We start from the raw sequence: 13,550 nt of genomic DNA, 5'->3' as shown, positions 1-13,550 counted from the left end.
ATAAAACCAGTCAACACCTTTCGCAAAATTATTTCTAGAAATTTAACCACCACCCTGTTTTAACAGGGTTTTTATTTTTCTAAAAACACCTCAGATCTTCCCTATTCTCTTTCCAAATCCAACCCTATTCAATACTAAGGCCGTCTGAAATTTTGGTTTCAGACGGCCTTTTTTATGTTTTCCATTTATCCAATACGGTGAAGGATAATTTCTAAGACAAATTTACTGCCTATATAGGCAAAAATCAGACTAACAAATCCGACAATAGTCCAAACAGCGGCTTTTTTACCCCGCCATGCGGTCATACTGTGTTTCAACAATAATGCGCCATAAATCAGCCACGACATAATACTGAAGATGGTTTTATGCGTGAAGGTCATGGGTTTGCCGAAAACGGCTTCGGCAAAAAACGTCCCGCTGATAACTGAATAGGTCAATAAAATGAAACCTGCCCAAATACCTTGGAACATGAGTTTCTCCAAACTTAATAAAGGTGGCAAGAAGCTGACCAATGCGGAAAAACGGCGTTTGTGCAAATTACGGTTGATTAAAAGGATTAGGATGGCAAATAAGGTAACGATGCCAAACAATCCGTATGCGAGCAATGATGATGCGATATGCGACAGCGGCAATAAGTCTACGATTTGACGGCCTGTGAAATCTCCCGGGAAAAGGAAACCCAGCAATAAGGTCAATGCGGCACAGGGATACAATAAGAGTTGCACACCGCGCAGACAATAAAAGAAGCTGCCTAAGCAGTACATCATCAGCATCAGCCAGACTATCAGGCTGAGCGAATAGCCAAAACCGGTAATCAATACCCTATCCTGCAATACAGGGAACATCAATGCTGCGCCATGTACCAATAATGCGCCGCTCAAAATCAGCAGCTCGGTTTTCAACGGGTAAGACTTATTATTGTGCTTTTTATGTTGCAACCAGGAAAATGCGCCCAATCCGGCATACACCAGCATAAGGCAGATTAAGACAATCGGCATAAATATCTTTCTCAATAGACGTGTGAACACTTGACGGACACCCGGCAGGGTTTCAGACGGCCTTGGTGTCGTGTTTGTGTTCTTGAAGCATAACTTCGGACTATCGTGTAAAATAATCCGAATTTTATTTTAACAAAGAATGCCCTGTATTGGGCAGCTATTCTCATTATCAAGGATAAGTATGTTAGACAACCTGACCAACCGCTTCAGCAAGGTACTTAAAAATATTCGCGGCCAATCAACGCTGACCGAAGACAATATTAAAGAAGCCTTGCGTGAGGTTCGTCTTGCCCTGCTGGAAGCCGACGTTGCATTGCCCGTCGTTAAAGAATTCGTCAACACAGTCAAAGAACAGGCCCTCGGTCAAGAAGTCGTCGGCAGCCTGACGCCTGACCAAGCCTTTATCGGCGTGGTCAACCAAGCCTTAGTCGAACTGATGGGCAAGGAAAACAAAACGCTGGACTTATCGGTTTCACCGCCTGCCATTGTTTTGATGGCTGGTTTGCAAGGTGCCGGTAAGACAACAACCGTCGGCAAACTTGCCCGCCTGCTGAAAAACGATCAGAAGAAAAAAGTTTTGGTGGTATCTGCCGACGTTTACCGCCCTGCTGCGATTGAACAGCTGCGCCTGTTAGCCGAACAGGTCGGCGTGGACTTTTTCCCGTCTGATACCAACCAAAAACCGGTTGAGATTGCAACTGCCGCCGTCGATTACGCCAAAAAACATTTTTACGATGTCTTGATGGTCGATACCGCCGGCCGCCTGGCAATCGATGAAGAAATGATGAACGAAATCAAAGCGCTTCATGCTGCGGTCAACCCGGTTGAAACTTTGTTCGTCATCGATGCCATGTTAGGTCAGGATGCTGTGAACACTGCTCAGGCATTTAATGAAGCCCTGCCGCTGACCGGTGTCGTATTGACCAAGATGGACGGCGACTCGCGCGGCGGTGCGGCATTGTCCGTACGCCATGTAACCGGCAAACCGATTAAATTTATCGGCGTCGGCGAAAAAATCAACGGCCTCGAACCTTTCCACCCCGACCGTCTTGCCAGCCGTATCCTCGGCATGGGCGACGTATTGACCCTGATTGAAGACGTTCAAAAAGGTATTGATGAAGAAGCCGCCGCCAAAATGGCGAAAAAGCTGCAAAAAGGCAAAGGCTTCGACCTCAACGACTTTAAAGAACAAATCCAACAGATGCGCAATATGGGCGGCTTGGAAAACCTGATGTCGAAAATGCCGGGCGAACTGGGGCAAATATCGAAACAAATCCCCGAAGGTACAGCTGAAAAAGCGATGGGCAAAGTGGAAGCCATCATCAACTCGATGACCCCTAAAGAACGCGCCAACCCCGCCCTGCTCAAAGCCAGCCGCAAACGCCGTATTGCAATGGGTGCGGGTACGACCGTGCAGGAAGTGAACAAATTGCTCAAACAGTTTGAACAAATGCAACAAATGATGAAGATGTTCAGCGGCAACGGCTTGGGCAAACTGATGCGTTTGGCCAAAGGCATGAAAGGAATGAAAGGCATGTTCCCGGGTTTGTAAGCTAATTTGACCGAAAACGCCGTCTGAAAAGTTTCAGACGGCGTTTTTGTTTTGTATTCAGATTTAAAATCATGAGGCCTTAAGCAACCATTTCTTCTATAACATCTAACTATCTATAAAAGGCCGTCTGAAATCCTATTTTCAGACGGCCTTTACTCATTCAACCTTCAACTTATTGTGGCTTTTTCTGCTCTTCGCGTACTTTGTCCACCAACTGGTCAATCGTGGTCATGCCGGACTGCCAGTCTTTAAATTCAACTTGATATTTGCCACCAACGATCACAGTCGGTGTGCCGCTGATTTGGAATTTATTGGTCAATTCTTCCATTTGGGCCGCACGTGCTTGGCTTTCGGGCGCTTCAAATGCAGCCAATACTTTTTTGCCGTCAAATGCAGTTTGCTCAGACAACCATTTTTTCAGGGTATCGGTATCGGCCAGATTGATTTTTTGATTAACCATCGCATCGAAAATATGGCTGTTGGCTTTATCTGATTCACCGGCCATTTCCACTGCGGCCGCCAAACGTGCCAAAGGTTTCATTTCATCACCCCAAACAACATGCTCCCGGCGCATATAGGTATCGTCTTTAAACGTTTTAATGTGTTCGCTCAAAACCGGCTCCAAATGGGCACAATGCGGGCAGAAGTAGCCGAAGAATTCCAATACTTCGATTTTGCCGGCCTGCTGTTGCGGAATCGGATTGGACAATACGGTGTAATTGACACCTTCGGTCAATGCGGCAGGGGCTGACGGAGCGGATGTGTTGCTTTGGGCGCTGTCTGCCGGAACGCTGGTTTCCGCCTGTTTGCCGCAAGCGGCCAATGCCAACAGGGTTAATGAGGTCAAGGCTAAGGTTTTCAGTTTCATAGGTATCTCTTTACATTCAAATCAATGGGCGGATTTTATGGCATTTTGTTGGAGGTGTGTTCGATTTGAGTGAAAAAATGTGTTTAGTTTTATTTCAACCTTTATAAAAGGCCGTCTGAAATATGGCTTAGATCATAGCCTTATTTTCAGACGGCCTTTGCCTGATTTTATCAGAAACGATAATTTACCCGGGCAGTATAGCCGCGCGGATTACCCGGCATGGCATCCGAACGCCAATATTTTTGATTGAGCAGATTGGCCGCGGCAAAGGTAACGTTGACGTTTTTATGGTTCCAGCCGAGCATGGCATCAACTCGGGCAAAGCCGGGAAGCGTAGTCACTTCTTTATTTCTTGAGTCGTAACCGTAGCGTTTGCCTGTACCGGTTACGCCGATTTCGCCATAGAGGTTTTCGGTTGGTGTGTAACGGAAAAACAGGTTGCCGGTAACGTTACTGGTGTTGTCCAAATGGATGCCCACGCGGTTGGGATTTTCCTTGTCCTCAACCACTTTCGCCTGCATCACGCCCAACGATCCTCGCAGGTAGAGTTTTTTGGGGATGATTTGCCCGATGGCGGACAATTCCACGCCACGCGAACGGTGTTTGCCGCTAACCGCATAAGTATAAGGGTCGTTTTTTGGATCGGGGCGGTAGCGGATATTGAAGCGTTCTATTTGGTAGGCAGACAACGTAGTGCTGAGGCGATCGTCCAGCCAACTGCTTTTCACGCCGGTTTCGTATTGGCGGGTGTACTCGGGGTCAGCGTTGAATACGGCAGAAGACGACGTATCGATGCTCAAATAGCCGCCGCGTCCGCCATAAGGCGCGAAACCTTTGTTATAAGAGGCGTAAAGTGTGTGGACGGGGTTGATGTTCCACACTGCGCCGATGTTGGGGCTGAACGAGTGGCCGCTGTACTGGCGGCTGCTGCCGGTAAGTTTGTTTTCGGAATTAAAGGTGTATTTGTCGTAACGGCCGCCGAGGACGAATTTCAAATCGGGGGTGGCGGAGAAGATGTTTTGCACGAAGATGCCGTAGGAATCGGCTTTGTGGCGGTTTTGGGTGAGGACGGGTTGCAGCCTGCCCGAAGCCGGCCAGCTTGCGCGGTCGTATGGATCGATGGAGGCGGAAAAGGCGCGGCTGTAACCCAATGTCGGGTTGCGGTGTTCGCGGCTGTAGTCCATGCCTACGGTCAGGTGGTTTTCAAAACGGCCGATGTTGTAGTCGCCGTTGAGCGTGAAGTTGGACGACAGGGTTTTGTTGTCGGTCTGTTGCCAGGCGTAGTTGCGTTTGATTAAGCTGCCATTTTCGCTGCCTGCATAGAAATGGTCGAAATCCTGTGCCGCCGTACGGTGGGCGAGCTGCCATTGGGCGCGCCATTTGTCGTTGAAGGCGTATTCAAGGTCGGAACGCCAAACTTGCAGCTTGTCTTTCACAAAATCGTTCGGGTGGGCAAAACCCATGCGATAAGGCAGTCCGAAGCGGTCGTACACAGACTTGGTTGGGCTACGGTCGGGTGTGCGCTCCACATTGTCGTAGGTGTATTGCCCCGTCCATTTCAAGCCGTTGTCGAGTTTGACGGTAATGCTGGGCGAAACCATGACATTTTTGCTGTCTATGCCGCTGCGGAACGAATTGGCGCGCCCGACTTCGCCGGTGAGGCGGATGGCGACGTTTTTGTTCAGCACTTCGTTGATGTCCATATTCAGGCTGCGGTTTGCCCACGAGCCGTAAACCGCACCGATATTGCGGTTTTGTTTGAAGTTGGCGTATTTGCTGACCATGTTGATGACGCCGCCGCCGTTGGTGCGGCCGTAAAGCACGGAAGACGGGCCTTTCAGGATTTCCACGCGCTCGATGTTGGCGGTACTGCGGCGCACTTGTCCACTTTCACGCACGCCGTCGCGGTAAATATCGGATGCATCGGCTTGAAAGCCGCGCAGGAAAATGCTTTCGCCGCGCATATCGTAGGCAGCATCAATGCCAGCATTGCCTTCGAGGATGGAACTCAAATCGTTCGTACCGTAATTTTTGTTTTTCTGGATATTGAGCGTATCGACGGTTTGCGGCGTTTCTTTGATGAGCTGTCCGTTGCGGGTAACGGCGGCTTCGTCGTAGTTGATGTAGCCTTTGAGTACACTGGTATCGGACTGTCCGACCACGGTAACGGTGGGCAGAGTGGCGGTGTAATGTTCACCATTGTCCTGCGTATCGGCGGCAGCGACAGGGAAGGAAGCGATAATCAGCGTGGGTAATAAAGCTAAATGAAATGGTATTTGCATTTTTATACTCAATTTAACGGAACAACCGAATTATATTGCCTCATAAAAGAAATGAGAATAGTTTTTTTTAATTATATTTAACATGATATTTGCAAACAAAGGCCGTCTGAAACTCATATCGGTTTCAGACGGCCTTCGTTTATTAATAGACACTTCTAAACTACTTACTCAACAGCATTTCCTGCATTAGCTTCATACCCCATTGCCAGCCGCCGAGTGCGCCGTTTAACCGGCCGGAATGCGGCGATTGAAGCAGGCGTGCATGCCAGCGGTCAGCCTGTTCTTGCGCCCAATCGCGTGGCGTGCCGTTTGTTTCAGCGATAACCAACGCTGTACGGCAAGGGCAGCGGACGCGTTGGAACGTATGGATTCCGTCCTCGGGAAAAGCTTCTGGACGCGGCGAGACCAAAATAATATTGGTCAGGCGTTTTTGCGTCAGGATGTCGGTTTGATACAGCCATGCCAAAAATGCGGACACGCCGGCACCATGAGCCACGACGGCAATATTTCTGCTGACGATATGGTCGAAGGCCGTCTGAATGGCGTGTTGCCATTCGGAAATGGTTTGCCGACTATCGGCTTCGGCAGTTTGAACAATCGGATAGCTGACCGCCCAGCGGTCTATCCACATTTCCGCTTCATCTGCATCACGTATCAGAAACAGTGCCATTTCTTCGAGTTCGAAGCTCTGCATTTCAGACGGCCTATTTGAGCAAGTCGTTGAGTGTAAATGCAATCAGCAATGCGGCTGGCACGCTGAGGATGGCACAAGTCGCCAGACAAAGTACGATGTTGGCCACCAGCCGCCAGCCCTTCCAAGCAAAGCATTTGGCCGCAATCAGCAGGCAAGGCAGGGAAAACAGCAGCCATACCAACGCCCATGTCGAATTGGCCTTGGTCGGGGCAACCCAGCCGGACATCCGTGCCAACATAAACACCGCCCACACCAGCATAGGCAATACAAATGCCGCCACGACCCACGCCGCGCCTACGCCGGTTTTGCCGTTTATATTCCAATCATATTTACCAAAAACCTTATTCGGCAACATAGTCATACTCCACAACTAAAGGGGCGTGATCCGAGAATTTCTCGTCTTTATAAACATGTGCGGAAACGGCTTTGGCGGCCAACTCCGGCGTCACCATCTGATAATCGATACGCCACCCGACATCTTTCGCATACGCTTGTCCGCGGTTGCTCCACCAGGTATAGCCCGGCACATCGGGATAAAGTGTGCGCCACATATCCGTCCAACCGAGCCTGTGAATGACTTTGCCTATCCATTCGCGTTCTTCAGGCAAGAAGCCCGAATTTTTCTGATTGCCCTTCCAGTTTTTCAAGTCGATGTTTTGGTGGGCAATATTCCAGTCGCCGCAGACGACGATGTCGCGTCCTTCGTTTTTCATGGCTTCGAGCATGGGATAAAACGCGTCTAAAAAGCGGTATTTCACTTGTTGGCGCTCTTCCGCGCTGCTGCCGCTGGGCAGATACAGCGAAATTACCGACAACTTGCCGAAATCGCAACGGACAAAACGGCCTTCTCTGTCAAATTCTTCAATGCCCATGCCGATTTGCACATTGTCGGGTTTGCGTTTGCTGTACACCGCCACGCCGCTGTAACCGCGCTTTTCGGCGCAATGCCAGTAGCCGTGCATACCGTGCGGATTTTTCATATCGTCTGACAGGTCGGCCTCTTGTGCCTTCAGTTCCTGCACGCAGACGATGTCGGCACCGGAAGCGGCGATGTATTCATAAAAACCTTTTTTATAGGCGGAGCGGATGCCGTTGACGTTGGCAGAGATAATTTTCAACATAAGATTTAAGTGATTTTTAAAAACGGATAATAGGATTGAAGTTTTTCAGACGGCCTGCAAGTCATAAACAAATACTTTAGAATTGCGGCCGTTGGCATTGTATTCCTGCCGGCGTTCGGCAGGCAGGTCATCGGCTGAGGCCGTCTGAAAGCCCCGTTCGACAAACCATTCGCCTGTATGTGTGGATAAGGCGAAAAGCGTTTTGATATTTAAGGCGCGTGCTTTCTGAAACAGATGTTCCAACAGCAATTCGCCGTAGCCGCCATCGCGTGCTTCGGGCGACACCACCAGACAGGCCAATTCGCCGCAATCAGGCTCGGAAAAGGTTTTCAACGCCACGCAGCCGTAAATGTTTTGATCGTGTTCCAATACGGAAAAACTGGAAATATGGTTTTCCAAATACTCGCGGCTACGGTGTAACAAGATGCCTTGTTCTGCCAAAGGACGGATTAAGGCGATGATGTGCGGAATGTCGTCGCTGCGTGCCTGACGGATGGAAACAAACGGCTCGCGCGCAATAGATGTACCGCTGCCCTCGCGGGTAAACAGCTCGCGCAACAGGCTGCCGTCTTCACGGCCGTTGAGAATCTGCACCCGCGATACGCCGTTTTCCAACGCGCCTACCGCCGCATGCAGCAAATCGGCCGGCGCATCGGGATTGTCGTGTATCAATTCCTGCACTTCGCCGACAGACAAAGTATTGGCCAACGAGCCGTCGGCACGACGAATACCGGCTTCTTCGGTCAAGAAAACCAGTTTCTCCGCCTGCAAAGCCATGGCCACTTCCTGCGCGGTTTCGCACATACTCAGATTGAAGGTTTTGCCGCTGTACGAATGCCCCAAAGGACTGATAAGCACCACCGCGCCACTGTCCAAGCGCAAACGGATTTCTTCCGCGTCGATTTTGCGGACGGTACCGGTATAGCCCATGTCCACGCCGTCGATAACACCCAACGGACGGGCGGTAATAAAGTTGCCGCACGCGATAACCGGCGGCTTGCTCCGTTGCGGTGCGGATACGCTGCTGAACAAGGCGGCTTCCACATCACTGCGGATAATCCCCGCTACCTGCTTCACTTCCATTAAAGTCGCTTCATCGGTAATCCGTCGGCTACCGCTGTATTTCGGAACAAAATCCCGGCCCGAAGCCAATTTGTCGAGCAAATGCCGCGAACCGTGTACCAAGACCAAACGCAAGCCCAAGCTGGCCAACAGGTTCAAATCTGCGGCCAAACGAATCAGGGTTTCGCCTTCCAACAGGCTGTCGGTTACGCCGACCACCATGGTTTTTCCGCGCAAATATTGGATATAGGGCGCGGCCTCGCGAAAGCTGGCGACAAAATGGACGATAGCACTCATAGCAGGGCAAGATAAAAGAGTTGCATAATCAAAACCGTCAGCGCAATCAGCGATGCCAACGTCCAGTTAAAACCGTCCTTGCGCGTTTTAACCGCTACCTGCTCTTCCGCCTTAGGCTCTTCCTTGAGTGCGCTGTTGAGCAAATCGGAAATTTCTTTGCGCGAGAGTTTGGAATGTTTGAGGATTTGCGCGCCGATGTTATGCACGAGGCGCACATCCGTTACCGCCACAGGCAGATGGGCCGGATCGGCCGGCAGGTTGCCCGACAGATAATCCTTGGCCTTAAACATCCCCGAACAACGCGTGCAGACCACGAAACCCTGCGCCACGTTCAACTGGGCATCTTTCACCCAATGCGGTGTTTTACAATGAGGACAAGAACAAGCAGGCATGAGTATTTCCGTAAGTGTATTGAATCAAAAATATATATTTTAGCCAATGCTTCAGGCCGTCTGAAAACTGTTTCAGACGACCTGAACATGATGTTATGGTTTAAACCGCGCCGTAACGTTCGCGATAGGCTTTGACCGGCTCGAAGAAGCCGCCAAATTCAGCATTGTTTTGCAAGAGCGTGAACAAGTCGTTCAGGTTGGCAATCGAAACCACCGGCAGGCCGTATTGTTTTTCAACTTCCTGCACCGCCGACAATTCGCCCGTGCCTTTTTCCATGCGGTCGAGCGCAATGGCCACTGCGGCAGGCGTTGCACCTTCGGCTTCAATCAATTTTACCGACTCGCGCACGGATGTCCCGGCGGAAATCACATCATCGATAATCAGCACGCGGCCTTTCAAAGGCGCGCCCACCAACACGCCGCCCTCGCCGTGGTCTTTGGCTTCTTTGCGGTTGTAGGCAAACGGTACGTTTACGCCTTTTTCCGCCAACATCATCGCTGTTGCCGCCGCCAAAATAATGCCTTTATAGGCTGGGCCGAACAACATATCGAACTTCACGCCGCTGGCAATAATGGCTTCGGCGTAAAACTTCGCCAGTTGCAAAGTCGATGCGCCGTCATTGAACAAACCGGCATTGAAAAAATAAGGCGACTGACGGCCGGCCTTGGTCGTAAATTCGCCGAATTTCAACACGTTTTGTGCCAAAGCGAATTTGAGGAAGTCTTGACGGAAATCGGACATTTGGGTTCTCCCGAAAGATGTTGATTTATCAAAGAAACGATTATAAAGGATTCATGCGGAAAAATCAGGCCGTCTGAAAGCAGGTTCAACCCCGCTTTAAACCGACTTGCCCTATTCCCTTTCAAACCGACAAGGCGGCATTGCCGTCTTATCCCGGCAATCAAAACAGATTATTCCCGATGATACGGATGGTTGTGCAAAATCGAAACGGCGCGATAAAGCTGCTCGGTCAATAAAACGCGCACCATGCCGTGTGGCAAAGTCAGGCTGGAAAGGCGCATCATCATGTTTGCCTGCTGTTTCAAACGGTCGGTCATGCCGTCTGCACCGCCGATAATAAAGCAGACGTGTTCGCCGTTTTGCTGCCAGCTTTTCAAATGTTGCGCCAATTCGACCGAAGTCAGCGCTTTGCCGCGTTCGTCCAATACCACCAAAAACGCGCCCTGCGGTATGGCTTCCAGCAGGCGTTTTTCTTCAGCCGCCATGCCCTGAGCCGCATTCACACCCGCGCCGCGTTTCTCTGGCTTGATTTCTTTCAGCGCATAATTGACATCGCGCCCGAAGCGTTTGGCGTACTCGCCGACGGCTTCATCCACCCAACGCGGCATTTTCGTGCCGACAGCCAAGACGGTGATATTCATGGGGTATCCTTTTATTATCAAATTGTCGGTTGGATATTATGGTCAAGCAAGCTCTTAACCTTTTCAAACCATGAGCCAATACCCACGCAACCGACTGAAAATAAAAGGCCGTCTGAAAGCCGAATGTATCCCGTTCGGCTGTTTCAGACGGCCTTTCAATGATTAGCAGTGAACCAGTGTACCTTCGTTTTCACCGGTTACTACGCGTTTGAGCGAGCCTTCTTTAGCAATTCCGAATACCACGATATTGAGTTTGCGTTCGCGGCAGAGGGCGAAAGCGGTGGCATCCATCACTTTGAGGTTTTTCAACAAGGCTTCGTCAAAAGTAATGGTTTCGTAGCGTGTTGCAGATGGGTCTTTTTTCGGGTCTGCGGTGTACACGCCGTCAACGTTGGTGGCTTTGAGCATCACGTCGCAGTTCATTTCCGCGCCGCGCAATGCAGCGGCAGTGTCGGTCGTGAAGAATGGGTTACCGGTACCGGCGGCAAAAATCACGACTTTGCCTTCTTCCAAATATTGAATGGCTTTAGGACGGGCGTAAGTTTCAGCGATTTGCTGCATAGACAGTGCGGATTGTACGCGCGCTTTGATGCCCAAAGTTTCAAATGCGTCTTTGAGTGCCAACGCGTTCATCACGGTTGCCATCATGCCCATGTAGTCGGCAGTGGCGCGGTCCATGCTGCCCGCTTGTGCAGATACGCCACGGAAAATGTTACCGCCGCCGACAACGATACCGACTTGCACGCCCATTCTCACGATTTCGGCAATTTCGCCGACAGTTTGAACGATGGTATCGTGATTGATGCCGAACGGATCGGAACCCATCAGGGATTCGCCGGAGAGTTTCAGTAATACGCGTTTGTATTTGATTTGCTGTGTCATGGGATACCTTGCTTTCTTGAATGTCGTCGGTCGGAGTTCGGGCCGTCTGAATTTTCAAACGGTCGGATTACAATGATATTGTGTGTCGTTCTATTATTGTTTTGTTTTCAGACGGCCTTTATATTCAGCCGTCTTAAAATAGGTACCGTAAACGGTTTTCTCAAAAAAAAGCACCCTGATTCGTTTGGAATCTAGGTGCTTTCTTTTTCATAAGTGCCTTACACTTTAGCAGCGGCAGCAACTTCGGCTGCGTAGTCAACAACAGCTTTCTCGATACCGTCGCCTACTTTGTAGCGTACGAAGCTGATCACTTCAGTGCCGTTTTCTTTAGCGAATTGGGCAACAGTTTGGTCAGGGTTCATCACGAACGCTTGGCCGTTCAGAGTGATTTCAGCCAAGAATTTGCGGATACGGCCTTCAACCATTTTAGCGGCGATGTCGGCAGGTTTGCCGGAAGCGATAGCTTGTTCGGTGTAGATGTGGCGTTCTTTTTCAACGGTTCCAGCATCTACTTCGGCTTCGCTTACGCATTGTGGTTTAGCGGCAACGATGTGCATACCGATTTTGCGTGCTACGTCTTCAGAGCCTTTATACTCAACCAATACGCCTTCGGTAGCCAAAGCACCGTGGATGTAGGCAACCAGTTGGTTGGCAGTGTCAATCACTTGGAAGCGGCGAACAGACATGTTCTCGCCCAATTTAGCGATGATGGCTTTGCGTTCTGCTTCAACCAGTTCGCTCAGTTCTTCAACAGAAGCCGGTTTTTTCTCAGCAGCAGTTTTAGCAACGAAGTTGGCAAATTCTACGAAGCCGGCGTCTTTAGCAACGAAGTCGGTTTCGCAGTTTACTTCAACCAATGCACCAACATTACCGTTGATTGCATAAGCCAATACGCCTTCGGCAGCAGTACGGCCAGCCAGTTTACCGGCTTTCGCACCAGATTTAATACGCAGGATTTCTTCGGCTTTGTCGAAGTTGCCTTCAGCTTCAACCAAGGCTTTTTTGCATTCCATCATGCCCAGGCCGGTAGCGGCGCGCAGGTCGGCAACCATTTTTGCAGTAATTTCTGCCATTTTGAATCTCCTAGATTTTTGGGAACACGGCCATTGCCGTGTTTGGAAATAGTGGCCGTCTGAAACGGATTTCAGAACGGGATTTGAGAAAAGGGGCATAACGCCCCTCTTCTGTGTACCGAATTACTCGGCAGCAGCTTCTTGGGCAGCGGCTACAGTTTCTTGCAGCGCTTGGTTTTTGCCTTCCAAAACTGCGTCAGCGATGCCGCGGCAGTACAGGCGGATAGCTTTAGCGGAGTCATCGTTACCAGGGATAACGTATTTCACGCCGTCAGGGCTGTTGTTGGTATCGACTACGGCGATAACAGGGATGCCCAATTTTTCAGCTTCAACCAGAGTACCTTTTTGGTAGCCGGTATCGATAACGAAAATCGCGTCAGGCAGGCCTTTCATGTTTTTGATACCGCCCAAAGAACGTTCCAGTTTTTCAACGTCGCGTTGCATTTCCAGAATTTCTTTTTTGTTGAAACCGCCTTCGGCAGCGTTTTCCAGGGCAGCAGTTTTTTCTTCCAAGCGTTTGATGGATTGCTTAACGGTTTTGTAGTTAGTCAGCATGCCACCCAACCAGCGGTAATCAACGAAAGGCATACCGGCACGGGTAGCTTCTTCGCGGATGATGTCGCGGGCTTGGCGTTTGGTACCTACGAACAATACTGTACCTTTGTTGGCAACCAGACGACGTACGGCTTCTTGCGCCTCTTGGAACATCGGCAGGGTTTTTTCCAAGTTTACGATATGGATTTTGTTGCGCGCACCGAAAATGTATTGAGCCATTTTCGGGTTCCAGAAACGGGTTTGGTGACCGAAGTGAACACCGGCTTCAATCATCTGACGCATAGTAATTTGAGACATGTTATTTCCTTGAAAGGGTTAAAGAGCACACATTCAATCGCATAGAACTTGATAGGCGGCGCCTATTGTCAAGCACCCTTCGGCGAAAGTGGGC

Annotated in this window: 14 protein-coding genes; 1 reads left to right on the top strand and 13 read right to left on the bottom strand. The window is 50.1% G+C overall.

All coding sequences use genetic code 11. The annotated features are described in order from the left end of the window. Window positions 1-185 precede the first annotated feature (185 nt). Window positions 186-998, bottom strand: coding sequence for a cytochrome C assembly family protein (locus ACTHR2_RS09615; protein WP_003749434.1), 813 nt, complete (start codon window positions 996-998; stop codon window positions 186-188). A gap of 181 nt (window positions 999-1,179) precedes the next feature. On the opposite strand from ACTHR2_RS09615, the gene ffh reads away from it, so the two are divergent. Continuing rightward, window positions 1,180-2,550, top strand: coding sequence for a signal recognition particle protein (ffh, locus tag ACTHR2_RS09610; RefSeq protein ID WP_003684000.1), 1,371 nt, complete (start codon window positions 1,180-1,182; stop codon window positions 2,548-2,550). 172 nt (window positions 2,551-2,722) lie between these two features. Here ffh and ACTHR2_RS09605 read toward each other — a convergent pair whose 3' ends face one another. From ACTHR2_RS09605 to rpsB, 12 genes are all read right to left on the bottom strand, one after another. Continuing rightward, window positions 2,723-3,418, bottom strand: a complete 696-nt coding sequence (locus ACTHR2_RS09605) for a thiol:disulfide interchange protein DsbA/DsbL (protein ID WP_263338704.1) — start codon at window positions 3,416-3,418, stop codon at window positions 2,723-2,725. A gap of 170 nt (window positions 3,419-3,588) precedes the next feature. Then, the gene (locus tag ACTHR2_RS09600; protein ID WP_263338706.1) at window positions 3,589-5,700 is read right to left on the bottom strand and encodes a TonB-dependent receptor; all 2,112 of its coding nucleotides are present in this window, start codon (window positions 5,698-5,700) and stop codon (window positions 3,589-3,591) included. Between the two features lie 160 nt (window positions 5,701-5,860). Further along, window positions 5,861-6,394, bottom strand: a complete 534-nt coding sequence (locus ACTHR2_RS09595; protein WP_263338709.1) for an alpha/beta hydrolase — start codon at window positions 6,392-6,394, stop codon at window positions 5,861-5,863. A 10-nt stretch (window positions 6,395-6,404) separates the two neighbouring features. Further along, window positions 6,405-6,749: a hypothetical protein gene (locus ACTHR2_RS09590; protein WP_440375671.1), complete on the bottom strand. Its 345-nt coding sequence runs from the start codon at window positions 6,747-6,749 to the stop codon at window positions 6,405-6,407. Next, window positions 6,736-7,515, bottom strand: coding sequence for an exodeoxyribonuclease III (locus tag ACTHR2_RS09585; protein ID WP_263338713.1), 780 nt, complete (start codon window positions 7,513-7,515; stop codon window positions 6,736-6,738). Before ACTHR2_RS09585 ends, ACTHR2_RS09590 begins: the two co-directional genes overlap by 14 nt. Before the next feature lie 45 nt (window positions 7,516-7,560). After that, window positions 7,561-8,874, bottom strand: coding sequence for an amino-acid N-acetyltransferase (gene argA, locus ACTHR2_RS09580; protein ID WP_440375670.1), 1,314 nt, complete (start codon window positions 8,872-8,874; stop codon window positions 7,561-7,563). Continuing rightward, window positions 8,871-9,266, bottom strand: a complete 396-nt coding sequence (locus tag ACTHR2_RS09575; protein ID WP_036493714.1) for an MJ0042-type zinc finger domain-containing protein — start codon at window positions 9,264-9,266, stop codon at window positions 8,871-8,873. Before ACTHR2_RS09575 ends, argA begins: the two co-directional genes overlap by 4 nt. Window positions 9,267-9,366: 100 nt before the next feature. Then, complete coding sequence (gene pyrE / locus ACTHR2_RS09570; protein WP_003682682.1) at window positions 9,367-10,008, bottom strand: orotate phosphoribosyltransferase; 642 nt, start codon at window positions 10,006-10,008, stop codon at window positions 9,367-9,369. 170 nt (window positions 10,009-10,178) lie between these two features. Beyond that, complete coding sequence (rlmH, locus tag ACTHR2_RS09565; protein WP_440375669.1) at window positions 10,179-10,649, bottom strand: 23S rRNA (pseudouridine(1915)-N(3))-methyltransferase RlmH; 471 nt, start codon at window positions 10,647-10,649, stop codon at window positions 10,179-10,181. A gap of 162 nt (window positions 10,650-10,811) precedes the next feature. Beyond that, on the bottom strand, window positions 10,812-11,531 hold the full coding sequence (gene pyrH / locus ACTHR2_RS09560) for a UMP kinase (RefSeq protein ID WP_003708812.1): 720 nt from the start codon (window positions 11,529-11,531) through the stop codon (window positions 10,812-10,814). Between the two features lie 218 nt (window positions 11,532-11,749). Then, on the bottom strand, window positions 11,750-12,604 hold the full coding sequence (gene tsf / locus ACTHR2_RS09555) for a translation elongation factor Ts (protein ID WP_440375668.1): 855 nt from the start codon (window positions 12,602-12,604) through the stop codon (window positions 11,750-11,752). A 123-nt stretch (window positions 12,605-12,727) separates the two neighbouring features. Then, window positions 12,728-13,456 carry a 30S ribosomal protein S2 gene (gene rpsB, locus ACTHR2_RS09550; RefSeq protein ID WP_002230071.1) on the bottom strand — a complete coding sequence of 243 codons (729 nt, stop codon included), beginning with the start codon at window positions 13,454-13,456 and terminating at the stop codon, window positions 12,728-12,730. Window positions 13,457-13,550 lie beyond the last annotated feature (94 nt).

Origin of the sequence: Neisseria sp. P0006.S004 (assembly GCF_051963015.1) — a bacterium.
Classification (GTDB): domain Bacteria; phylum Pseudomonadota; class Gammaproteobacteria; order Burkholderiales; family Neisseriaceae; genus Neisseria.
The sequence above is the reverse complement of the archived record's forward strand: the minus strand, read 5'-3'. Positions and strand labels throughout refer to the sequence as shown.